Source organism: Streptomyces sp. NPDC089424, from assembly GCF_044749345.1.
Lineage (GTDB): Bacteria > Actinomycetota > Actinomycetes > Streptomycetales > Streptomycetaceae > Streptomyces.
The window spans coordinates 1-23,236 of the sequence record NZ_JBIVHU010000012.1; the positions used below are offsets into that span (position 1 = coordinate 1).

The following is a 23,236-nucleotide window of genomic DNA, read 5'->3' on the forward strand; positions in this document are numbered from 1 at the left end:
GCCCGCAGCGGTTGGCGCGTCAACACGGGTGAGTTGGTGAGTGACCGATTTCGCGCCGTTCCGAGGACGGACACCCCCCGACCCGCCCCCGACGACACGACCACCCGCCGCGCGCCGGCAACCCCCACAGACAGCCCTACGCGAAGACGACCGTCCGACGCCCGTTCAGCAGGATCCGCCGCTCCGCGTGCCACTTCACGGCCCGCGCCAGCGCCTGGCACTCCACGTCCCGCCCGATCCCGACCAGCTGATCCGGGGTGACATCGTGCCCCACCCGCTCGACCTCCTGCTCGATGATCGGCCCCTCGTCCAGATCCGCCGTCACGTAGTGCGCCGTCGCCCCGATCAGCTTCACACCCCGCGCATGCGCCTGGTGATACGGCTTGGCGCCCTTGAAGCTCGGCAGGAACGAGTGGTGGATGTTGATGATCCGCCCGCTCAGCTCCTTGCACAGGTCGTCGGAGAGCACCTGCATGTAGCGGGCCAGAACGACCAGCTCCACACCCGCCTCCCGCACGACCTCCAGCAGCCGCGCCTCCGCCTGCGACTTGCTGTCCTTCGTCACCGGAATGTGGTGGAAGGGAATCCCGTACGTACCCACCAGCTCGGCGAAGTCGGTGTGGTTCGACACCACCCCCGCGATCTCCACCGGCAGCGCCCCGGTCCGCGCCCGGAACAGCAGATCGTTCAGGCAGTGCCCGAACTTGCTGACCATCAGCAGGATGCGCATCTTCTCGTCGGCCCGGTTGATCTGCCACTCCATGTGGAACGAGTCACCGATCGCCGCGAAGCTCGCCCGCAGCTTCTCCACCGTCACCGGCGCCTCCGCCGAGAAGTGGACCCGCATGAAGAACAGCCCCGTGTCATGGTCACCGAACTGCTGGCTGTCCTCGATGTTGCAGCCGGTCATGAACAGATAGCTCGACACGGCATGCACGATGCCCTTCTTGTCCGGGCACGACAGCGTGAGGACGTACTGATCGGCCGCGGCGGTCTGGGGCTGCTCATTCATGCACCACAGGGTCCCACACCCACCTGAGCAGCCAGAAACCCCAGGCCGACCCCAGGCCGACCCTAGGCCGACCGCGTCATGATCCGCAGCACCTCGAGCGTCCGCGGCACCCCTTCGGGATCCTCCCCGTCGCTCACCGCCATCCGCACATGCGCGTCCCGAGCCGCCCGCACCGCCTCCGGCCACGCCGGATGCTCCATGTACGAGGACACCGGCGCGTCCGGCCCCACCTGGTGCATGATCCGCAGCACCCGCAGCACCGCGGTGTCGACCAGCGCGGCCTCCTGCGAGTCGCGGAATATGGTCCCGACGTACTTCTCCGCGGACCAGTGGTCGAGCCAGGTGTCCTCGACCAGCCGGTACACGGCGTCGGTGACGTCCCCGTATCCCTCGACGCCCGCGAGCCAGACGTCCCGCTGGAACCCCGGATCGGAAAGCATGTGCAGCGCGGAGCGCACATTGCTGCGCCAGCGCCACCACGGCATGTCGTTCAGTGGCATGCCACCCATCGTGGATGAGCGATGCCCGCGACGGGAAGGGTTCACCGAACCTTGTACTCCTTGCACACCTTGCACGGTCATCGATCGTACGTTCCTCGCCACACGCCGTTCACCGGACCCCGCAATTCACCTGGACGTCACCTCGCGTTGAGCAAGGGTCACTCAGAGGTTAGTGATGTGGCGGAATCGTGCGGGACCATGACCGGCAGGCGACGCACCCGCAGCACATTCCTCCCCGCCCTCACCAGGCCCCTCAAAGCCCTGCGCGCGGCGGGCGCCCTGGTGGTGTGTGCCTCGCTGGCCGCCGGATGCGGCGTCGTCCCCGGCCTCCCGGGAGGTGCCGGCGACGACCAGATCACCGTCATGACCTGGGCCCCGCAGGACACCAACACCACGAACAAGCCCGGCATGCCCGCCCTGGCGCTGGCCTACGCCCGCCACGTCAACGCCAACGGCGGCATCGACGGCCGCAAGCTCAAGGTCGTGATCTGCAACGACCGCAACGACAGCGTGCACGCCGCGAAGTGCGCGCGCCGCGCGGTCAAGCAGAAGGTCGCCGCGGTCGTCGGCTCCTACAGCCAGTTCGCCGACACGTTCTTCCCGATCCTGGAGGGAGCGGGCATACCGTACATAGGTGGCTACGGCATCACGAACGCCGAGTTCACCAGCCCGCTGTCCTACCCGGTCAACGGCGGCCAGCCGGCGCTGCTGGCAGGCCTCGGCAGGCACCTCGCGAGCAACTGCGGCCCGGTCACGCTGGTACGGCCCGACACCATCGCGGGTGACGAACTCCCCAACCTGATCAACTCGGGCCTCGCGGCGGGCGGTCACTCGGACGTGACCGACCTGCGGGCCGCCGAGGACGCCACCGAGTTCGCCGCGCAGTCCCAGCAGGCCCTGACCCGGGCCACCGAGGACCCGGGCCGGCGCGGCTGTGTGGTGCCGGCGCTCGGCGACCGCACCAACACCTTCATGGACTCCTTCCGGCGCGACCGCGAGGCCTACCCGGACGTGCGCACGGGCACCGTGCTCGGCAGCGTGGACCAGACGGTCATCGACGCCACCGGTGGCGCGTCGAGCCCCTACGAGGGGGCGTACATCACCGGCTGGTACCCGGCGGAGACCGACAAGCGCTGGAACGGGATGAAGAAGGTCATCCGCGAACAGGCCTTCACCGACACCCGGATCGACCCCGCGGACGCGGGCGTGCAGACCACGTGGATCGCCTACACCGTCCTGGACGCCGTCGTGAAGTCGCTCGGCGAGGGCGAGGTCTCCGCCAACACCGTACGACGCACCCTGGACGACGGTTTCAAGGTGACCACGGGTGGGCTCACGCCGACCCTGCGCTGGCAGTTCCAGGACGTCCTGGCGTCCGTGGGCCTGCCGCGTCTGGTCAACACCGACGTGACCCTCCAGGTCGTCAAGAAGGGCCAGCTGGTGGCCGACGACCGCCAGGGCGCCATCGACGTGACGAAGACCCTGCAGGGCGCCGAGAACCAGAACTGACCGCCCGGCTCCCGGCGCCCCGCTCGCCTCACAGCTGGGTGGGTTGGCGCTCGGTCAGGCCGTAGTTCCGGGCGATCGCGTTCCACAACTTGGCCGCCTCGGCCTTCTGCGTGGTGGCGATGCCGCTCTCCCGGTTGCCGGCGGCGGTCTGGCCGGTGCTGCGGGCCTGCCCCTTCTTGCAGAGCTTGCCCTTCTCCGCGGCGACCTGGTCGGCCCAGGCGGCGTAGTGGTTGTCGGCCGACTCGGACGCCTTCCACGCCTTGTTGAGCGCGGCGGTCAGCGCGGCGTGCTCGGGCAGCTTGTCGACGGAGAGTCCGGACAGCTGCGTGACCAGGCTCTTGCGCTGCCCGGCGGCGCCGCGCAGGTCCTGGGCGGCCTGGGCGAGGTTGCCGCAGGTCTTCACCTGGCCGACGGCGTTGATCACCGTGGCCCGGCTGTCACCGCTGTCGGCGAGCAGCTTGTCCAGGGCGACGGCCTGCTCCTTCGCCGGGTCGGCGGACGGCTCGCCGGAGGCCTCGGTGCTCGCCGGGGCCGACGCGGAGACGGGTTCGGGCTTCTCGTCCGGCTCGTCGCCGCCGCCCCCCGCGAGCAACGCGCCCGCCCCGATGCCGACCACGGCGATGGCGACGCCGCAGGCCGCGATCAGCGGCACCTTCGAGCCGGTGCGGCCACCGCCGGCGCGGGAGTCCCGGGCGGCCCGCCGGCCCTGCGCCGGGCCGGATGTGTCGTAGGACGGCTGCGGGGCGGCGTGTCCGGTGCCCGGCGGCTCCTGGTAGCGGGGCATGTGCTGGGTGGCGCCGGCGTGGCCGCCGTCACCGCCGGGACCGCTGCGGAAGAGGTTGTCGAACTCGGCGGGCGGCTGCCGGTCACCGTAGGCCCCCTGCCCGGGCACGGGCGGGATGTACTGGGTGGCGTCGGCGTCGGATCCGGACGGCATCGGTCCGGCCCCTCCGCCGCCGTCCTGGGCCCGCCCGAGGTACGTCGTCGTCTCCGCGGGCCGGTCCGCCGGTCCGCCGGACGGCATCTCGGGCGGCAGGGCTCCGGGCCCGACCGGCGGGATGTACTGCGTGGCGCCCTCGTCGGCGGAGGCCATGGGAGGCAGGTACGGGTCGGCGCCCCCGGCGACGGGCGGGAGGTACTGGGTCGCGCCCTCGTTCCCGGGGCCGCCCGGGAGGGGGTGGTGAGCGCCGCCCACCGGCGGTATGTACTGAGTGGCGCCCTCGTCGGCGGGCCCGGCCGCGACCGGCGGTATGTACTGGGTCGCCCCGTCGTCGGCCGGCGGCAGCGGCATGCCGTGACCGCCGGACGGCGGCTGCGCCCCGTACGCCCCGTAGGACGCCTGTGCCTCGTTGCCGTACGGCCGGCCCGGCGCCTCCTGCGGGAGCGCGCCCGGCTGGTCCTGCGCGGCCCACGGGGCGGCCTGCTGCGCCTGCCACGGGTCGGCGGGCGGGTTCTGCCAGTCCTGACCCGCCGGCGGGGCCGGGGCCTGGTGCTGTTCGGGACCCCACGGCTGGCCCCAGGCCTGGCCGCCGGGCGGCGCCGAGGCGGGCGCGGGCCCGCCGCCCTGAGGGGCGCCGTGCCGCGGCCCCGCGGGCCGGTCGGCGGGCCCGCCCGTCATACCCGGCAGCAGCGGTTCGCCACCGTCGGAGGGCAGCACGATGCCTTCGCGCGCGGGTCGCGCCGAGGGCTCCTCGCCCTGTCCACTCTGCGTCACCGGGACTCCTACGAATGGGGGACCATCGGAATCGTCGGCTCACGCTACCGGGTCCCCCGAGCCGGTTGCCACGCAGCACGGGACCTGACCTCCTGCCCTGTGACCGCCGTAACAAAACCGGCCCGCGGCACGCTGCTTATGTCACCTCCGGCTCCCGGTGCCCCCGTTCTCCGCGCGTTCACGCCCGCGCGAGGCATTTTTCACGCGGCCGCCTGGAGATCCAGCCGAGCCCCGAACTCCCTTACCACGGACTCCTCCTGGAACGGCTCCAGCCGCTGCTGGAAGTCCTCCAGGTACTCGGCGCCCCGGTTGGAGCGCAGGGTCCCCAGCAGTTCGACCGCCTTCAGCCCCGTGTGGCAGGCCTGCTCGATCTCGCGCTGCTGCACCTGGGCCGTGGCGAGCAGCACATAGCCGATCGCCCGCCTGCGCGCCCGGGACTCGGGGTGGCCCTCGAGCGACTCCTGCGCGCAGCGCGCCGCCGCCTCGGCCTGACCGAGATCGCGGTGGCAGTGGGCCAGTTCGTCGGCGAGGTACGCCTCGTCGAAGTGCGCGATCCACACCGGGTCGTCGCCGGAGGCGTCGTCCGCCTGCTCCATCGCGGTGACCGCCCGCCCGCCCGCAGTCTGGGCGGCGCGGGCGTCGCCCAGCAGGGCGTGCCCGCGTGCCTCGGCGGCGAGGAACATGGCCTCCGCCCGCGGGGTCACGCGCCCCCGTGCCCCCTCCTGCGCGGCCCGCGCCAACTGGGCGATCTCCCGCGGGTTCCCGAGGTGCGCGGCCAGGTGGCTCATCGAGGCGGCGAGCACGTAACCGCCGTAGCCACGGTCACCGGCGGCCTGCGCGAGCCGCAGCGCCTGGATGTAGTAGCGCTGGGCGAGGCCCGGCTGCCCGGTGTCGACCGCCATGTACCCGGCGAGTTCGGTCAACCGCGCCACGGACGCGAAGAGTTCCCGCCCCACGGCCTCCCGGTACGAGCCGGCGAGCAGCCCCGAGACGACGCTGTTGAGGTAGTGCACGACGACCGGGCGCACATGTCCGCTGCCGAACTGGTGGTCCAGGTCGACCAGCGCCTGCGTCATCGCCCGCACGGCCTCGACGTCCGACTGGCCGACGCGCGGGCCCGCCGAGCGCGCCACCTGCGCGTCGGGCGCGGAGATCAGCCAGTCGCGGCTCGGCTCGACCAGCGCGGAGGCCGCGACGGACGAACCGGACAGGAAGTCCCGGCGCCCCACGTCGCTGCGCCACAGCTCGCAGACCTGCTCGATGGCGCCCAGTACCGTCGGCGAGAACTGGAGGCCGACCCCCGAGGCGAGGTTCTTGCCGTTGGCCATGCCGATCTCGTCGATCGTGACCGTGCGGCCGAGCTTGCGGCCGAGCGCCTCCGCGATGATCGCCGGCGCACGGCCCCGCGGCTGCTGTCCGCGCAGCCAGCGGGCCACGGACGTCTTGTCGTAGCGCAGGTCGAGACCGTGCTCGGCGCCGCACATGTTGACCCGCCGGGCCAGCCCGGCGTTCGAGCAACCCGCTTCCTGGATGAGCGCTTGCAGCCGTTCGTTCGGCTGCCGTGCGACGAGAGGCCTTGCGGCCATGGCGTACCCCCTGAGGCTGCGGTCCCTGCCCGCACACCGAGTTGTCGTGTCTTCCAGGACCCGAGCCCCCCGCCCTCGCGGGAGCGGGGAATTCCGGCCGTGAAGATCAATGCCCCGCGGACATGACGAAAATGCGAGGCATGCGAGGATTGCCGGGGTGCGGCCGGTTGCCGACCCCACACCTGGCTACCCAGCTCCCGCCACGGTTCCTCCCGCGCGCCCCCGGACATGCACCCATGCGCCCCGGATGCCGAATCGATGCTCCTCCCCCGCGCGCGGTCCAGCCGTAACCCGAGGTGGGGCTGGGAGTTGTGTTCAGCGTGGAAGAGACGATCCCGGCCACCGAAGCCGCACAGATTCCGAAGCAGCGCGGGGAATCGCTGCTGGAGACCGCCGTTCGCTACGCCGAGGAGCGTCACTGGGACGTGTTCCCCGGCACCTGGCTGGAAGCCGTCGGCGGAGTGCAGCGCTGCTCCTGCGGTGACGCCGCGTGCGGTGCGCCGGGGGCGCACCCGGCCCGGCCGGACTGGGAGACGCAGGCGACCGGCAGCGCGACGGTCGCGCGGCGGATGTGGCAGAAGCAGCCGAGCGCGTCGATCCTGCTGCCCACGGGCCGTACCTTCGACGCGCTCTCCGTGCCGGAGACCGCCGGGTTCCTGGCCCTGGCCCGTATGGAGCGGATGGAGCTGACGCTCGGACCGGTGACGCTGACCCCGGACCGGCGGATGCAGTTCTTCGTGCTGCCGGGCGCGTCGGTGAAGGTCCCCGACCTGGTCCGCAAGCTGGGCTGGTCGCTCGGGTCGCTGGACCTCGCGGTCCTGGGTGAGGGGGGCTTCGTCGCCGCGCCGCCCACCCGGTACGGCTCGCGCGGCGCCGTCCAGTGGGCCTGCCGCCCCACCCCCGCCAACCGCTGGCTGCCGGACGCCGAGGAGTTGATCTCCCCGCTCGCCTACGCCTGCGGACGGGACCGCTGACCCCGGTCCCAAGGAGACCGGCTCCCCTTAGGGTTCTGACATGGACCAGGGAGCAGGGGTGGGGACGGCCGCCGTACGCGTACGGGGGCTCTGGAAGCGGTTCGGGGAGCAGGTCGCCGTCTCCGGGATCGATCTGGAGCTGCCCGCCGGGCGGTTCATCGGGCTGGTCGGGCCGAACGGCGCCGGGAAGACGACCACGTTGTCGATGGTGACCGGGCTGCTGCGTCCCGATCAGGGTTCCGTCGAGGTCGTCGGGCACGACGTGTGGCGGGACCCGGTGGAGGTCAAGGCCCGTATCGGGGTGCTGCCCGAGGGATTGCGGCTGTTCGAGCGCCTGTCGGGCCGTGAGCTGCTGGCGTACACGGGCAGGCTGCGCGGCCTGCCCGGCGCCGAGGTCGACAAGCGGGCCACCCAGCTCCTCGACGTCCTGGACCTCGCCGGCGCGCAGCACAAGCTGGTCGTCGACTACTCGACGGGCATGCGCAAGAAGATCGGCCTCGCCGCGGCGCTCCTGCACAACCCCGAAGTGCTCTTCCTCGACGAGCCGTTCGAGGGCGTCGACCCGGTCTCCGCCCAGACCATCCGGCGCGTACTGGAGCGGTACACCGCCTCCGGCGCCACCGTCGTCTTCTCCTCCCATGTGATGGAGCTGGTCGAGTCGCTGTGCGACTGGGTGGCCGTGATGGCCGCCGGCCGGATCCGCGCCCACGGCACGCTCGCCGAGGTCCGCGGCGACGCCCCCACGCTGCAGCAGGCCTTCCTCGAACTCGTCGGCGCCCACGACCGCGACGCCGTCTCCGACCTGGACTGGCTGGGCGGCGGCGCCCGATGACCGGCACGACGGCGACCCTCGTCCAGCTGAAACTGTCGCTGCTGCGCAACGGCCTGCGGCAGTCCGCCGGGCGGCGCGCCGCCTACGTCGCCTCCATGGTCCTCACGCTGCTCTTCGCCGCGCTGCAACTGCTCGGCCTGGTCCTGCTGCGCGGCAACGACCACGCCGACGCCGTGATCGTGCTGCTGATCGCCGTACTGGCGCTGGGCTGGGCGGTGATGCCGCTGTTCTTCCCCGGCGGCGACGAGACCCTCGACCCCACGCGCCTCGTGATGCTGCCGCTGCGGGCCCGGCCGCTGGTGCGGGCGCTGCTCGCGGCCTCCCTGGTCGGCATCGGCCCGCTGTTCACGGTGTGCATGCTGGTCGGCTCGGTGATCGCGGTCGCGCGCGGCACGGCGGCGTACGTCGTCGGAGTCGTCGCCACCGTGCTGGCGCTGCTGGTCTGCGTGGCCCTCGCCCGGGCCGTCGCCGCCGCCAACATCCGGCTGCTGACCAGCCGCAGGGGACGCGATCTGGCCGTGCTGAGCGGACTGGTCATCGCGGTCGGCGCGCAGGTCGTCAACTTCGGTGCGCAGCGCCTCGGTTCGGCGGGCCTCGGGCAGCTCGAACCGGTCGCGGACGTGCTGCGCTGGGTACCGCCCGCCTCGGCGTTCGGTGCCGTGGACGCGGCCGGCGACGGTGCGTACGCGGTGGCCGCCGCCCAACTGGCCCTGACCGCGCTGGCCCTGGTCGCGCTGATCGCGGTGTGGGCACGGCATCTCGACCGGCTGATGACCTCACCGGACGGCTCGACGGTTCAGGCGATGTCCGACACCGCCGTACGCGACCGGTCCTCGGGCGGGCCGGCACGGCTGCTGCCGGGCGGGCGGACCGGGACGGTCATGGAGCGCAGCCTGCGCTACGTGTGGCGCGACCCGAAGACCAAGGCTGCCTGGGTGACCTCGCTGGCCATCGGACTGATCGTGCCCGTGTTCAACGCGTTGCAGGGCACCGGGTCGATCTACTTCGCCTGCTTCGCGGCGGGCATGCTCGGCATCCAGATGTACAACCAGTTCGGGCAGGACACGTCCGCGTTCTGGATGGTCGCGATGACCATCTCCTCGACCCGCGACGCCTTCGTCGAACTCCGCGCGCGTGCCTACGCGCTGCTGCTGATCACCCTGCCGTACACCCTTCTCGTCACCGTGCTGACCACGGCGCTGCTGGGTGACTGGGCCAAGCTGCCGGAGGTGCTGGGGCTGTCGTGCGCGCTGCTCGGCGCGATGCTGGCCACCGGGGCGTGGACCTCGGCACGGTTCCCGTACTCCATCCCGCAGGAGGGCTACAAGAACGTCGCCCCGGGTCAGGTCGGGCTCGCCTGGATCTCGATCTTCGGCGGGATGGTGGCCGCGGCCCTGCTGTGCGCCCCCGTCATCGTGCTGACCGTCCTCATCAACACCAGCGCGGACGGCGACGCCTGGACCTGGCTGCTGCTGCCCGTCGGAGCGGCGTACGGGGCGGGGCTCACCGCCCTCGGCCTCCGCCTGGCCGCGCCCCGCACCGCCCGGCGCCTGCCGGAGATCCTGGCAGCGGTCAGCAGAGGCTGAGCCCGACGCGACCGGCCGTCGCCGCCGGCAGGCCGCCCGCGGCGCTGCCCGCCGAGGACCCAAGCCCGACCCGTGCGGCAGATCCGCGCGGCCCCCACACCGCCGGGAGCCCAGGCACCCGTCAGGCGCGCAGGACTGCCGGCGCCACGCCTGCCGCGCGGCCGTCCCCCGGCCGTCGCCGTCGGCGGCCGACCGTGGCGCAGCCCGGCGAGGACCCAAGCCCGACCCCTACGGCAGATCCGTGTGGCCCGCGCGCCGCCGGGAGCCCGAGACTGCCAGCGCCACGCCTGCCTCGCGGCCGTCCCCCGGCCGTGGCCGTCGGCGGCCGACCGTGGCGCAGCCCGGCGAGGACCCAAGCCCGCCCCCTACAGCAGATCCGTGTGGCCCGCGCGCCGCCGGGAGCCCAAGACTGCCAGCGCCACGCCTGCCTCGCGGCCGTCCCCCGGCCATTGCCGTCGGCAGGCCGCCCGTGGCGCTACACGGCGAGGACCCAAGCCCGACCCGTGCGGCAGATCCGCGCGGCCCCCACACCGCCGGAAGGCCGGGCACCCGTCAGGCGCGCAGGACTGACGGCGCCACGCCTACCGCGTGGGCGTCCCCCGGCCGTGGCCGTCGGCAGGCCGACCGCGGCGCTGCACGGCGAGGACCCAAGCCCGACGCGAACCGCTCGCCGGGCACCTGTCAGGGGCCGAGGGTCGAGTCCAGGAACGGCTCGATCGCCGCGCGCCACGCCTCCGGCTGGTCGTAGTGGACGAGGTGGCCGGCGTCGGCGACCTCGGCGTACTGCCCGCGGGGCAGGACGCGCACCATCTCCTGGGCCTCGGCCCGGCCGAGCTCGCCGTCGAGGCCGCGGACGACCAGGGCGGGGCAGCGCACCTGCGCCAGCTCGTCCCAGTGGGCGTCGTACACCCAGGTCTCACGGGACTTGAGCATCTGCTCGATGTCGAAGACGGGGCGCCAGCCGTCCGGCGACTCGTGCATCACCTCGGCGTAGAACGTGCCACGGGCCGGATTCGGCCGCTCCACCCACGGGTCGTTCTCGCCGAACCACCTGCGGACGTCGGCCAGGGTGGCGAAGGGGACGGGCCAGGACGCGAACCAGTCGGCCCACTCGCGCTGCGAGGCGGCGCCGAGGGCGGAGGCCCGCATGTCGCAGATGATCACACCGCTGACCAGGTCGGGGCGCTTGGCGGCGAGCTGCCAGGCGGTGAGCGCTCCCATGGCGTGGCCGATCAGGACGGCGGGGGCGAGGCCGAGCTGCTCCAGGGCGGCCTCGGCGTCGTCGACGTACGCCTCACGGGTGTACGCGGCCTGCGGGGGCTTCTGGCTCTGGCCGTGGCCGCGCTGGTCCAGCGCGACGGCGCGGTGTCGTCCGGACAGCCAGCGGGCGGTGGAGGCCCAGTGCGAGGCGCGGCCCATCAGGCCGTGCAGTAACAGCACGCCGGGGGACGGATCGGTGCCACCGCCCACGGGCCCGGGCGCCGGATCGGGGTCGAGCTGCGCCGGGCCGGGGCCGGACTTGAGCGGGTCGCCGAACTCCCAGGCCGCGAGTCGTACGCCGCCCGCCCCGGTCACGTCGATGCGTCGCGCCATTGGTGCCGGCACCCCCCAAGCTCCGCTCGGACCCGCTCGTACCTGTGCTAGCCGTGCTGTTCGCCACTGACCGGCGCTGTTCGCCCTACGGCTCTACTACCCCTGCTTGCCCCGTCGGCTCAACTTGTCGTACTGGTCATACCGCGTGCCCCTCAGGAGCGGTTCTGCCCCCGCAGACTATCGAATGGGCATTCGAGAATGGGCTTTCTGCGGGCAACACCCCTCGTTTGAGTGACGCCACTGCAGGAATGATCCCGGCGGGCCAGGGGAGATCTTCAGCGGGAGGCGGACCGCTCGGGGAAAAACGGTCCGAGGGGGATGACCCTGGGAGCTCGGGGCTCCGGGTCATGACAGGGGAGGACAGGCCCCGGCGCCACACGGCGCCGGGGCCCTCCACACGACTTCGGCACATCCCCACCCCGCCCCCCTAGGACCCTCCGCTCAGGCGACAGCCTGGCATGCCGGACGGCCCGGCGCTGCGATTCGGCACACCGAGTCCAGGATTCGACGAGATCGAGTGGTGGCGGACACCCGCCGGCCACCACGGAGGTTCAGCGCTTGGCCACGAAGACGTGGGAGGCCACGTCCGACTCCAGTTCGGCCGCCTCGCCGCCGCTGCCCACCAGGACACCGCCCGCCGACTCGGTCACGCTCACCACCGAACCCGGCTGCACACCCGCCCGGCGCAGCGTGTACATCAGCTGGGCGTCCGTCTGAATCGGCTCACCGATACGGCGCACCACGACGGTCTTGCCCTCCACGCCCGGGTCGAGGTCGGCCAGCGAGACCATGCCCTCGTCCAGGAACGGATCGGCACCGTCCTTCTCGCCCAGCTCCTCCAGGCCCGGGATCGGGTTGCCGTACGGCGACTCGGTGGGGTGGCGCAGCAGCTCCAGCACCCGGCGCTCCACCGCCTCGCTCATCACGTGCTCCCAGCGGCAGGCCTCGGCGTGCACCTGCTCCCACTCCAGCCCGATCACGTCGACGAGCAGGCACTCGGCGAGGCGGTGCTTGCGCATCACGCGGGTCGCCAGCCGGCGGCCCTCGTCCGTCAGCTCCAGGTGCCGGTCGCTGGCCACGGACACCAGACCGTCGCGCTCCATGCGCGCCACCGTCTGGCTCACCGTCGGCCCGCTCTGGTCCAGCCGCTCGGCGATGCGGGCACGCATGGGGACCACACCTTCCTCCTCCAGCTCGAGGATGGTGCGGAGATACATCTCCGTGGTGTCGATCAGTCCGGACATACGTGCCCCTCGATTAGCTCTGCCGGAGGCTCGACCGCTCTCCGGCGCGTGCGCTGGCCCTGGCTTCAATTCTGCCGGATACCACCGACAACCGTGCCGCGCCGCCGAAACCCGGGGGGTTACATGCTGATACGTGACCTCGGACACACCGTGCGGACACCGCCCGCACGGCCGTATTGACATCCCACTGGTCCAGACCGCACCGTGATCCGCGACACAGTGCGCGAGCGCGAGCAGCGGAGCGAAGGAGCTCACATGGGCGACAGCACGCCGGCCGACCAGTACCTCGACGCCGCGATCGGTCTGCTGCAGCGCGTCCGCGCGGAGGAGGCCGAGAGCGTCGCCGCCGCCGGCTCGCTCCTCGCCGACACCGTCGCCTCCGGGGGCCGGCTCTTCGCCTTCGGCGCCGGGCACTCCTCGCTCGCCGCGCAGGACGTGGTCTACCGCGCGGGCGGGCTCGCGCTCATGAACCTGCTCGTCGTGCCGGGGGTCGTCGGCGTCGACGTCATGCCCGCCACCCTCGGCTCCGCACTGGAGCGCGTCGACGGCCTCGCGGCCGCCGTGCTGGACTCCTCACCGCTGCGCGCGGGCGACGCCCTGGTGATCATCTCCCTGTCCGGGCGCAACGCCCTCCCCGTGGAGATGGCGCTGGGCGCCCGCGCGCTGGGCGTCCGGGTGATCGGCGTGACCTCCGTCGCCTACGCCACGGAGACGTCGTCGCGGCACTCCTCCGGGACGTACCTGAAGGACCACTGCGACGTCGTCCTCGACTCGAAGATCGCCGTCGGCGACGCGGAACTCACCCACGACTCCGTCCCCGCCCCCTTCGCCCCCGCCTCCACGGTGGTGACCTCCGCCCTCCTCCAGGCGGTCATGGCCACGGCGGCCGTCGCCCTCGCCGACCGAGGCATCGAGCCCCCGCTGCTGCGCTCGGGCAACGTCGACGGCGGCCACGACTGGAACAGCCGCATCCTGGAGCAATACGGCGCCCGCATCTTCTACCGCCACTGACCCCGCCACCCGCTCACACCGGCCCCGCTGACCGCGGGCGGCATCACCCGGCCCCGCGCGGTCGGCGGGCCTGCGCGGAGCAGACCCCTCACCCCTGGGCGGGCCCGCGCGAATCAGCCCCCGCAGTGGGGGCAGGCCTCGCGCGAACCCCAGACCCCGCTCAGTCCCGGCGGACAGTGCTCGTAAACGCGCCTGGCTCCCCCGAGCGGAACCACCTGGGCCCGCTCACCCCGACGGCCCCGCCCCGGGCGGTCCGTAGTCGAATAGGGCCCCCCGGGCGGAATCACCCGGGCCCCACACGCACCGGCGGGCCAGGCGCGCCCCAGACCCGCGCTCGATCCTCGCGGGCCGTGCTCGAGAACGGGCTCCGTTCGCTCCCGGGACCCGCACCCCCGAGCGACCCCGGACCCCGCGCCCCCGGCCAGCCCCGCGCGACCCAGAACCCTCACCCGCGACCCATACCGCTCACCCCGGGCGGCCTCGCGCGACCCAGGCCGCGTCCAGTCCGGTGGGCCGGTGGAGCCGGGTCCTGTCAGGTCTGGTGGTCTCGTAGGAGGGCCGCCATGTCCAGTGCCGTGGCGATGCGGACCGCCACGTCCTCGGCGTACACCGTGTCCGAGCGCTCGAAGGCGCTTCGCCCGCTGCCCCGCAGGAACGTCACCACCCCGAGCGTCCGCCCCCGGCTGCGCAGCACCGCGCACAGCGCGTGCACGGAGTCCGCCGGCCACTGCCGGGACTCCGCCCAGTTGCGCGCCTGCTCGGCCGACACGCTGCCGACGCTGGCCCGGACGGTGCCGATCCGCTCCACGCACTGCAACGCCGGATGCCCCTCGCCGTACCGCGTCGGCAGCCCCGCCTGCCCCGAGAGCAGACTCGGCCCCGGCGCACCCGAGGGCGTGCCCGCCACCCGGACCAGCCGCACCGGCCCGACCGACTCCCCGTCGGACAGCGCGCCGCCCGCGACCCGGTCGATCAACGCGTGGTCCGCGAAACCGGCCAGCGCGAAGTCGAGGTGGACGGTCGCCGCCTCCGCCGGGTCCTCGCAGTCGGCGGCCGTACGGGCCGCACGGTGCAACTGATTGCTGCGGAACCGCAGCAGCGCCGCCTCCTGCTCGCCCTGCTTGGCCTCCGTCACGTCCTGGAACAGCCAGCCCACCCCGAGCGGAACCGGCTCCTCCGCCAGCGGCGAGGCCAGCCGCAGGAACCCACTGCGCCAGCAACGCCGCTTCTCGCCCTCCGGCGTGCGCACACTCACCCAGATCTCGGCCGGCGCCGGCGGCGCCCCCTCACCGAGCACATGCGTGAGCGCGCTCTCCAGCTCCTCCACGCCCTGCGCCAGCAGCTCACCCAGCGGCCGCCCCAGCACGGACGTACGCCCGATGCCCAGCGCGCGGGCCGCGTGCGCGTTCACCACGGCGGGCCGCAGATCCGCGTCGACCAGGACGACACCCCAGCTCGCGTCCTCGAACAACGCCTCGCTCAGCGCGATCGACCGCTCCAGATCGATCTGCGCGTGCACCTCGCTGAACGCGCAGTACACCCCCGCGGGCTTGCCGTCCGGCCCCCGCACCGCCGCCGACTGCGTCCGCACGAGCACCCGTCCGCCGTCCTTCGTCAGCAGCGCGAACTCGTGCACCTGGCGGCCCGGCGCGTTCATGACGGACAGCAGCCGCCCCTCGACCTCCTCGGCGTCGGCGCTGCGCACCGCCCATCCGGCGAAGCCGCGCCGGCCCACCGCCTCCTCCGCCGACCAGCCGAGGATGCGTTCGGCCTCGCGGTTCCAGTGCGTCACGACACCGTCGGCGTCGAAGGCGCACAGCGCCGCGTCCATGCCGTCCAACAGGGCGGCAAGCAGATCCGAACCACCCGAGCCCTCGGGCCCGTCCGAACCCTCGGGTCCCTGCGGACCGTCGGGTCCCTCCGGACCGGGCTCGTCCGGTCCGAGCTCGTCCGTGGTCCCACTACGCCGGGAAGCACTCACCTGGACCCCCTGCAGGCTGCGTCAGCACGAGCGGCGCGTCGGTTCGTGCACTTGCCATCATTCAACTCGAACGTGACGCAGCCCACATATGGTTCCCGCAAGATTGCGGGAATCGTTGCGCGGCGGAAACCGCACCACAACCGAGGGACAACCGCCCGCTAACTCTCGATGACCGAAAGCCGCAGGTCAACCCACTCGTCCTGGTCCCCCGGGAGTACATACCGGTCAACCTCGACGAACCCCCGCGACTCGGCGAACCGCAGACCGTCGCCGTTGGCCGCCAGCACACAGGTCTCCACCACCCCGGCACCCATGTCACGCGCCTGCCCGAGCACATGGTCGTAGAGCACCCGCCCGACCCCGCGTCCCCGCCACTGCGGCAGCACCCGGGCGATCACCGTCACCGCGCCGCCCTCCCGCTCCGCGGGCCGCACGGTCGAGCACCCCACGAGCGCCTCACCGACGTAGGCGTTCTCCAGCCGGTACCGCCCGCCGCGCTCGCGCACCTCGTCCAGGGACAGCGCGCCGGGCGGCACCACGGTGTTGTGCACGTCGCGCCACTGCTCCAGCATCCGCTCCCCCTCGGCGGCCTCGATCCGCACCCCGTCCACGGGCCCGCGCCGCGCGTCCACCTCGACCTCGATCCGCATCCGGGCGTCCGCCAGCCCGCACACCATCATCGTCGCGGCCGGCCGCACCTGCCCGAACACCCGGCGCAGCACCGGCCGGCACGGTTCGAAGTCCGCTCGCTCCGGCAGCAGATAGCGCACCCGCACGACGTCCGCGAACGTGCAGCCGGCCGCCGCCAGCGCCGCGCCGATGTTCCGCAGACACTGCTCGGCCTGCTCCACGACGTCGTCGGAGATCGCCATGGTCGCGTAGTCGAACCCGGTCGTCCCCGACACGTGCACCCGGTCCCCGTCGACCACCGCCCGCGCGTAGCCGATCGACTCCTCGAACCCCGACCCGCCGAGCACAGCCCACCGCTTTGTCATGCGCAGAACGCTAACGCCTCGCGCGGTTCTCGAAAAAAGCACTTGATGGGTCGCCGAACGCTTCTTAAGGTGGCGCGTACACGAGAAGGGAGGTGGTTCGGCAGATGTATGCAAACCGGACGCGTGAGGTGGCTGCGGGCTAGCGGCCCGTCACCACACTCTGTGCGGTGCCGGACCCGCACGTGAAAGGCGCGTGCAGCCGGCCCAATCCCGAGCAGTCACCCGACCCGCGAGTCGCCGGTACGTCCGGCCGGCTCCTCCTTGGAGGAACCAGACTCGCGGGTCGTCTGCGTTCGCGGGGTCAGCGGGCGGTGTCGTCGAAGCCCTCGACGGAGCGGGGGTCGCGGGGGCCCGGGCCCATGTAGCGGGCCGAGGGGCGGACCAGGCGGCCGGTGCGCTTCTGTTCGAGGATGTGGGCGGACCAGCCGGCCGTGCGGGCACAGGTGAACATCGACGTGAACATGTGGGCGGGGACCTCGGCGAAGTCGAGCATGATGGCCGCCCAGAACTCGACGTTCGTGGCCAGGATCCGGTCCGGGCGGCGGTTGTGGAGTTCCTCCAGGGCCGCCTTCTCCAGGGCCTCGGCGATCTCGAAGCGGGGGGCGCCGAGTTCGCGGGCGGTGCGGCGCAGGACGCGGGCCCGGGGGTCCTCGGCGCGGTAGACGCGGTGGCCGAAGCCCATGAGGCGTTCGCCCTTGTCGAGGGCCTGCTTGACGTAGGCCTCGGCGTCGCCGGTGCGTTCGATCTCCTCGATCATGCCGAGGACGCGGGAGGGGGCGCCGCCGTGCAGGGGGCCGCTCATTGCTCCCACGGCACCGGACAGGGCCGCCGCGACGTCGGCGCCGGTGGAGGCGATCACCCGGGCGGTGAAGGTGGACGCGTTCATGCCGTGTTCGGCGGCGCTGGTCCAGTAGGCGTCGACGGCGGCGACATGCTTGGGGTCGGGCTCGCCGCGCCAGCGGATCATGAAGCGTTCGACGACGGTCCCGGCCTTGTCGATCTCGCTCTGGGGGACCATGGGGCGGCCCTGGCCACGGGCGGACTGGGCGACGTAGGAGAGGGCCATGACGGCGGCGCGGGCGAGGTCCTCGCGGGCCTGTTCGGCGTCGATGTCCAGCAGCGGTTTGAGGCCCCACACCGGGGCGAGCATGGCGAGGGCGGACTGGACGTCCACGCGGATGTCGCCGGAGTGCACGGGGATGGGGAAGGGCTCGGCGGGCGGCAGGCCGGGGTTGAAGGCACCGTCGACGAGCAGGCCCCAGACGTTGCCGAACGAGACGTGACCGACCAGGTCCTCGATGTCGACGCCGCGGTACCGGAGGGCGCCGCCCTCCTTGTCCGGTTCGGCGATCTCCGTCTCGAACGCGACGACTCCCTCAAGTCCGGGTACGAAGTCGGACATCAGGCGGCTCCTCGGATGTGTACGGCAGGCGGTTGTGGGCCACGGGTGTGGTGCGGCACCCCCGTGTGTGTGCGGGTGTGGCGGGGTGACCGGTGGTGACCGGCTCGCCGGCTGTGACCGGAGGGCCGGTGGTGACCGGTGACCGGTTGTGCGGTTGGTGGTGAGCGTGTTCCGGGTGGGGAAACGGTGATCGCCCGGGGGATCCACGGTCGGCTACGGACTCGCGGTCCTGGGCGGTCATGAGGGTCATGCCCCGTGGGGCGTGCGGTCACCCAACGGGATCGGCATCTGCACGATATCCCCGGGTGCCGGCCTTGGGGAGAGGTGGCGGCACCCGGTGCCAGGGCGTGCGGAGCGCCACCCCGCCGGCGGCCCGCCCCGCATACGGCAAGATGACCGGGTGACCGACGAACACGCCGTCCCCGCCCAGCCGGATCCCGCCGCGATGCGCAAGCACTACCGGGCGGAGGGGCTGGCCGAGGCCGAGCTGGCCGCGACGCCGGTGGAGCAGTTCGCGCGGTGGTTCCAGCAGGCCGCCACGGAGGGGCGGCTGTTCGAGCCGAACGCGATGGTGGTCTCGACGGCGGACGCGGAGGGCCGGCCGAGCTCCCGGACGGTGCTGCTGAAGCACTTCGACGAGGCCGGGTTCGTCTTCTACACGAACTACGACTCCCGCAAGGCCGGCGACCTCGCCGAGAATCCGCACGTCTCGCTGCTGTTTCCCTGGTACACGATGGCCCGGCAGGTGATCGTGACGGGCCGGGCACGGCGTACCGGCCGGGACGAGACCGCCGCGTACTTCCGTACCCGTCCGCACGGTTCGCAGCTCGGTGCGTGGGCGAGCGCCCAGTCGTCGGTGATCGCCTCGCGTACGGAGCTGGACGCGTCGTACGCGGACCTCGCGGCCCGCTACCCGGAGGGCGAGCAGGTCCCCGTGCCTCCGCACTGGGGCGGTTTCCGGGTGGTGCCGCGGACGGTGGAGTTCTGGCAGGGCCGCGAGAACCGTCTGCACGACCGTCTCCGGTACACGGCGGTGGCCGACGGCGGCTGGCGGGTGGAGCGGCTCAGCCCCTGAGGTCGCCGGTCCCGGGGATCCGCTCCCGGGTCAGCCGAGCGCCTCGTCGAGCAACGCGGCCCACTGGGCCACGACCCGCTCCCGGCGTCCGGCGTCGTCGGTGAGCAGGTTGGCGAGGCCGAGGCCACGGGCCATGTCGAGGAGTCCCTGGACGGTCTCGCGGACGCCGGGGCGGGTCTCGTCGGCGGCGAGGAGGTCGACGGCTATGCGGTGGGTCTCGCGGCCGACGCGGGCCTCCAGTTCGGTGACGCGGGGCCGGAGCTGCTCCTCGTCGGAGGCGGCGACCCAGAGATGGAGGGCGGCGCGGAAGAGCGGGCCGGTGTAGAGGTCGACGAGGGCGCGGACCACTGCGCGGCGGTCGCCGGCGGCGCCCTGCGGGAAGAGGGCGCGCAGTGCGCCGGAGCGCTCCTCGGCGACGTACTCGACGGCGGCGGTGAAGAGGTCCTCGCGGGTGGGGAAGTGGTGCTGGGCGGCGCCGCGGGAGACGCCGGCGCGTTCGGCGACGACGGTGACGGTGGAGCCCGCCCAGCCGTGTTCGGCGAGGCAGGCCACGGCGGCTTCCAGGAGCCGCTGCCGGGTGGCCCGGCTGCGGTCCTGCTTGGGCACGCGGTCGGCGCGGTCGCCCGCGGTCACCGATGTGACCGTGCCGGCCGCGCCGGCCGGGTTCACAGCACCCATGGGGGATCCCGTCGTTCGAGGAAGGCTGTCATGCCCTCGCGGGCGTCGGCGGAGGCGAACATCCGGGCCGAGAGGGCGGTCAGCTGGGCCGCGTCCCGGTCGAATGTCTGCAGCACCTTAGCCGTGAGCAGCCGTTTCGTCTCGGCCAGGGCCTGGGGCGAGGAGCGCCGCAGGCCGTCGAGGATCGGTTCGAGTACGGCGTCGGCGTCGTCGCCGGCGGCGGTGAGCAGGCCGATGCGGGCGGCCTCGGCGGCGTCGAAGCGTTCGCCGGTGAGGTAGTAGCGGGCGAGGGCGCGCGGGTCGGTGCGGGGCAGCAGCGGCAGGGAGATGACGGCGGGGGCGACGCCGATGCGTACCTCGGTGAAGGCGAAGGTGGCGGTGGTGGACGCGGCGGCGATGTCGCAGGCGCCGAGCAGGCCGAGGCCACCGGCGCGGACGTGTCCGGTGACGCGGGCGACGACGGGGCGGGGCAGCTCGGTGATCTGCCGGAGCAGGTGCACGAGGGCGTCCGGGTCGGGTGGGTCGCGCAGGTCGGCGCCGGCGCAGAAGGTGTTGCCGGTGTGGGTCAGCAGGACGGCGCGGACGTCGTCGTCCTTGCCGCTGTCGGCGAGCGCGGCGGCGAGCTCGCCGACCAGGGCGGCCGAGAGGGCGTTGCGGTTGTCCGGGGAGTCGAGGGTGAGGGTCTCGACTCCCCGGGTGCGGTTGCGGCCGATCAGGGTCACGCGTTCTCCCGGAGTTGGCGGCGCAGTATCTTGCCGGAGGCGGCGCGGGGGACGCCGGCCACGAAGGTGACCTGGCGGACGCGTTTGTAGGGGGCGACGCGTTCGGCGACGTGCATCATGACGTCGTTCGCGGTGAGGTCGGGCGCGGTGGGCTGGCGGACGACGTAGGCGCGGGGTATCTCGTTGCCGTCCTCGTCGCGGACGCCGATGACGGCGGCGTCGGCGATGCCGGGGTGGGTCAGGAGCAGGGCCTCCAGTTCGGCGGGGGCGACCTGGAACCCCTTGTACTTGATGAGCTCCTTGACGCGGTCCACGACGAAGAGCCAGCCGTCGGCGTCGACGTGTCCGACGTCCCCGGTGTGCAGCCAGCCGTCGCTGTCGATCATCGCGGCGGTGTCGTCGGGGCGGCCGAGGTAGCCCTTCATGACCTGGGGGCCGCGGATGAGGATCTCGCCGGGTTCGCCGGTGCCGAGGTCCTTGCCGGGGTCGTCGAGGGAGACGATGCGCATCTCGGTGCCGGCGACGAGCCGGCCGACGGTGCCGGGCGGGGCGTCGGCCATGGCGTCGAGGGGGACGACGTGGGTGCCGGGGGAGAGTTCGGTCATGCCGTAGGCCTGGCCGACGGGCGGCAGGTTCAGCCGCTGGGAGCAGGCGGCGGCGAGGTGCGCGTCGAGGGGGGCGGCGGCGCTGATCACGTACTTGAGGGACGACAGGTCGTACTGCGCGACCGCGGGGTGCTTGGCGAGGGCGAGCACGATGGGCGGGGCGACGTAGAGGCCGGTGATGCGGTGGTTCTGGATGGCGGCGAGGAACTGCTCCAGGTCGAAGCGGGGCAGTACGACCACGGTGGCGCCGACTCTCAGGGGCGCGTTCATGAGGGCGGTGAGGCCGTAGATGTGGAAGAAGGGCAGGACGGCGAGGATGCGGTCGCCGGGGCCCGCGGAGACCGCCGGCTGGAGCTGGGCGAGGTTGGTGGCGATCTGGCGGTGGGTGAGCATCACGCCTTTGGGGATGCCGGTGGTGCCGGAGGAGTACGGCAGGGCGGCCACGTCCTCGGCGGGGTCGAGGGCGACCTGCGGTTCGGGGGCCGTGGAGGCGAGCATGTCGACCAGGGAGCGGTGGCCGGGGGCGCTGTCGCAGACGAAGATCTCCCGAACGCCGCCCGCGAGTTCGGCGGCTCTGCGGGCGGTCTCCAGCAGGGGGGAGACGGTGACGATCCAGCGGGCGGCGGAGTCGCGCAGCTGTTTGGCGAACTCGTCGGCGGTGGCGAGCGGGTGCACGGTGGTGACGGCGGCACCCGCGCGCGTGGCGGCGTAGAACGCGGTGGGGAACGCGATCGTGTTCGGGCTGTGCAGGGCGAGGACGTCGCCCTTGCGGACGCCGGCCTCGGCGAGCGCGGCGGCGATCCGCCGGTGGAAGCGGTCCACCTGCTCGTAGGTGAGGGTGGTGCCGTCGGTGCCGTCGACGAGGGCGGGCAGGTCGCCGAAGTCGGCGGCGTGCCCCAGGACGGCTTCGTGGATGGGGAGTTCTACGGGCGGGACGTCGGCGTACGCGCTGCGGAACACGGTTCCTCCAAGCGGTGCGGCTCAGTACGACTTGGGCAGGCCGAGGGTCTGGTGGGACACGTAGTTGAGAATCATCTCCCGGCTCACCGGTGCGATACGAGCCACGCGCGCGGCCGTTATCAGTGAGGCGAGGCCGAACTCGCGGGTGAGGCCGTTGCCGCCGAGGGTGTGCACGGCCTGGTCGACGGCTTTCACACAGGCCTCGCCCGCCGCGTACTTGGCCATGTTGGCGGCCTCACCGGCGCCGATGTCGTCGCCGGCGTCGTAGAGGTGGGCCGCCTTCTGCGTCATCAGGCGGGCCAGTTCCAGGTCGATGTGGGCCTGCGCGAGGGGGTGGGCGATGGCCTGGTGGGCGCCGATGGGCGTCTTCCAGACGGTGCGCTCGCGGGCGTAGTCGAGGGCCTTGGCGAGCGCGTACCTGCCCATGCCGATCGCGAAGGCGGCGGTCATGATGCGTTCGGGGTTGAGCCCGGCGAAGAGTTGCAGCAGGCCCGCGTCCTCGTCGCCGACGAGCGCGTCGGCGGGCAGGCGGACGTCGTCCAGGGTCAGCTCGAACTGCTTCTCGGCGGCGTTGAGTTCCATGTCGATGGGGCGCCTGTGGAAGCCGTCGGCGTCGGTCGGGACGATGAACAGGCAGGGTTTGAGGTTGCCGGTACGGGCGTCCGCGGTGCGGCCGACGATCAGGACGGCGTCGGCCATGTCGACGCCAGAGATGAACACCTTGCGGCCGGTCAGCAGCCAGTCGGCGCCGTCGCGGCGGGCGGTGGTGGTGATGCGGTGGCTGTTGGAGCCGGCGTCGGGCTCGGTGATGCCGAAGGCCATGAGGCGGGTACCGTCGGCGAGTCCCGGGAGCCAGTCGCGCTTCTGCTCCTCGGTGCCGAAGCGGGCGATCACCGTGCCGCAGATCGCCGGGGAGACGACGAGCATGAGCAGGGGGCTGCCGGCCGCGCCGAGTTCCTCCAGGACGATGGCGAGTTCGGAGATGCCGCCGCCTCCGCCGCCGTGCTCCTCGGGGAGGTTGACGCCGAGGTAGCCGAGTTTGCCCGCCTCCAGCCAGAGTTCGGTGAGGGGTTTGCCTTCGGCGACCGTCTTGGTGAGGTACTCGCGGCCGTAGCGCTTGCCGAGGGCGGCGACGGCTTCTCGAAGGGCCTTGTGCTCTACGGATTCGATCGTGGGGGTCATGCGGTCCTCCCGGGTGCGAGTGGTGGATGGTTGCTCGCGCTCACGCGGCGGAGCCGCATATTTGATGCAGCCCCG

19 protein-coding genes are annotated in these 23,236 nt (G+C 72.8%); 6 read left to right on the forward strand and 13 right to left on the reverse strand.

Translation table 11 applies throughout. From position 1 onward, the window contains the following. Positions 1-136 precede the first annotated feature (136 nt). Together purU and ACIP2X_RS36340 are read right to left on the reverse strand one after the other, a co-directional pair. A complete protein-coding gene (gene purU / locus ACIP2X_RS36335; RefSeq protein WP_401682131.1) occupies positions 137-1,012 on the reverse strand; it encodes a formyltetrahydrofolate deformylase in 876 nt (291 codons plus the stop codon). Between the two features lie 62 nt (positions 1,013-1,074). Beyond that, a complete protein-coding gene (locus tag ACIP2X_RS36340; RefSeq protein WP_401682134.1) occupies positions 1,075-1,593 on the reverse strand; it encodes a hypothetical protein in 519 nt (172 codons plus the stop codon). Between the two features lie 117 nt (positions 1,594-1,710). On the opposite strand from ACIP2X_RS36340, the gene ACIP2X_RS36345 reads away from it, so the two are divergent. Continuing rightward, positions 1,711-3,021, forward strand: a complete 1,311-nt coding sequence (locus tag ACIP2X_RS36345; RefSeq protein WP_401682137.1) for an ABC transporter substrate-binding protein — start codon at positions 1,711-1,713, stop codon at positions 3,019-3,021. A gap of 28 nt (positions 3,022-3,049) precedes the next feature. Here ACIP2X_RS36345 and ACIP2X_RS36350 read toward each other — a convergent pair whose 3' ends face one another. Both ACIP2X_RS36350 and ACIP2X_RS36355 read right to left on the reverse strand, forming a co-directional pair. Further along, entirely contained in the window at positions 3,050-4,735 is a 1,686-nt protein-coding gene (locus tag ACIP2X_RS36350; RefSeq protein WP_401682139.1) for a hypothetical protein, read from the reverse strand. Between the two features lie 200 nt (positions 4,736-4,935). Further along, the gene (locus ACIP2X_RS36355) at positions 4,936-6,321 is read right to left on the reverse strand and encodes a transcriptional regulator (RefSeq protein ID WP_401682142.1); all 1,386 of its coding nucleotides are present in this window, start codon (positions 6,319-6,321) and stop codon (positions 4,936-4,938) included. Positions 6,322-6,632: 311 nt separating this feature from the next. Here ACIP2X_RS36355 and ACIP2X_RS36360 point away from each other — a divergent pair, with 311 nt between their 5' ends. The 3 genes from ACIP2X_RS36360 to ACIP2X_RS36370 are packed head-to-tail and all read left to right on the forward strand — an operon-like array spanning position 6,633 to position 9,713. Continuing rightward, on the forward strand, positions 6,633-7,295 hold the full coding sequence (locus ACIP2X_RS36360; protein ID WP_401682145.1) for a bifunctional DNA primase/polymerase: 663 nt from the start codon (positions 6,633-6,635) through the stop codon (positions 7,293-7,295). Between the two features lie 40 nt (positions 7,296-7,335). After that, positions 7,336-8,127: an ABC transporter ATP-binding protein gene (locus ACIP2X_RS36365; protein WP_401682147.1), complete on the forward strand. Its 792-nt coding sequence runs from the start codon at positions 7,336-7,338 to the stop codon at positions 8,125-8,127. Then, positions 8,124-9,713 carry a transporter gene (locus tag ACIP2X_RS36370; RefSeq protein WP_401682149.1) on the forward strand — a complete coding sequence of 530 codons (1,590 nt, stop codon included), beginning with the start codon at positions 8,124-8,126 and terminating at the stop codon, positions 9,711-9,713. Before ACIP2X_RS36365 ends, ACIP2X_RS36370 begins: the two co-directional genes overlap by 4 nt. Before the next feature lie 681 nt (positions 9,714-10,394). Here ACIP2X_RS36370 and ACIP2X_RS36375 read toward each other — a convergent pair. Together ACIP2X_RS36375 and ACIP2X_RS36380 are read right to left on the reverse strand one after the other, a co-directional pair. Then, positions 10,395-11,306: an alpha/beta fold hydrolase gene (locus tag ACIP2X_RS36375; protein WP_401682152.1), complete on the reverse strand. Its 912-nt coding sequence runs from the start codon at positions 11,304-11,306 to the stop codon at positions 10,395-10,397. 551 nt (positions 11,307-11,857) lie between these two features. Next, complete coding sequence (locus tag ACIP2X_RS36380; protein WP_129796318.1) at positions 11,858-12,550, reverse strand: metal-dependent transcriptional regulator; 693 nt, start codon at positions 12,548-12,550, stop codon at positions 11,858-11,860. A 255-nt stretch (positions 12,551-12,805) separates the two neighbouring features. Here ACIP2X_RS36380 and ACIP2X_RS36385 point away from each other — a divergent pair, with 255 nt between their 5' ends. After that, a complete protein-coding gene (locus ACIP2X_RS36385) occupies positions 12,806-13,561 on the forward strand; it encodes an SIS domain-containing protein (RefSeq protein WP_401682156.1) in 756 nt (251 codons plus the stop codon). A 532-nt stretch (positions 13,562-14,093) separates the two neighbouring features. Here ACIP2X_RS36385 and ACIP2X_RS36390 read toward each other — a convergent pair. The 3 genes from ACIP2X_RS36390 to ACIP2X_RS36400 form a co-directional block, all read right to left on the reverse strand. Further along, complete coding sequence (locus ACIP2X_RS36390; protein WP_401682159.1) at positions 14,094-15,542, reverse strand: PAS domain-containing protein; 1,449 nt, start codon at positions 15,540-15,542, stop codon at positions 14,094-14,096. A gap of 158 nt (positions 15,543-15,700) precedes the next feature. Next, a complete protein-coding gene (locus ACIP2X_RS36395; protein ID WP_401682162.1) occupies positions 15,701-16,537 on the reverse strand; it encodes a GNAT family N-acetyltransferase in 837 nt (278 codons plus the stop codon). 301 nt (positions 16,538-16,838) lie between these two features. After that, positions 16,839-17,939 carry a citrate synthase 2 gene (locus tag ACIP2X_RS36400; protein WP_401682164.1) on the reverse strand — a complete coding sequence of 367 codons (1,101 nt, stop codon included), beginning with the start codon at positions 17,937-17,939 and terminating at the stop codon, positions 16,839-16,841. A gap of 400 nt (positions 17,940-18,339) precedes the next feature. Here ACIP2X_RS36400 and pdxH point away from each other — a divergent pair, with 400 nt between their 5' ends. After that, on the forward strand, positions 18,340-19,014 hold the full coding sequence (gene pdxH / locus ACIP2X_RS36405) for a pyridoxamine 5'-phosphate oxidase (RefSeq protein WP_401682166.1): 675 nt from the start codon (positions 18,340-18,342) through the stop codon (positions 19,012-19,014). Between the two features lie 30 nt (positions 19,015-19,044). On the opposite strand, the gene ACIP2X_RS36410 is transcribed toward pdxH, so the two are convergent. Genes ACIP2X_RS36410 through ACIP2X_RS36425 form a run of 4 tightly spaced genes read right to left on the reverse strand, consistent with a single transcriptional unit; the run spans position 19,045 to position 23,161 of the window. Continuing rightward, complete coding sequence (locus ACIP2X_RS36410; RefSeq protein ID WP_401682169.1) at positions 19,045-19,692, reverse strand: TetR/AcrR family transcriptional regulator; 648 nt, start codon at positions 19,690-19,692, stop codon at positions 19,045-19,047. Then, the gene (locus ACIP2X_RS36415) at positions 19,680-20,414 is read right to left on the reverse strand and encodes an enoyl-CoA hydratase family protein (protein WP_401682172.1); all 735 of its coding nucleotides are present in this window, start codon (positions 20,412-20,414) and stop codon (positions 19,680-19,682) included. Before ACIP2X_RS36415 ends, ACIP2X_RS36410 begins: the two co-directional genes overlap by 13 nt. Then, positions 20,411-21,979 (reverse strand): 4-coumarate--CoA ligase family protein, encoded by a 1,569-nt coding sequence (locus tag ACIP2X_RS36420; protein WP_401682175.1) that lies wholly within the window; start codon positions 21,977-21,979, stop codon positions 20,411-20,413. The genes ACIP2X_RS36415 and ACIP2X_RS36420 overlap by 4 nt, the downstream gene beginning before the upstream one ends. Positions 21,980-22,000: 21 nt before the next feature. Further along, positions 22,001-23,161, reverse strand: a complete 1,161-nt coding sequence (locus tag ACIP2X_RS36425; RefSeq protein WP_401682177.1) for an acyl-CoA dehydrogenase family protein — start codon at positions 23,159-23,161, stop codon at positions 22,001-22,003. Between the last annotated feature and the right edge of the window lie 75 nt (positions 23,162-23,236).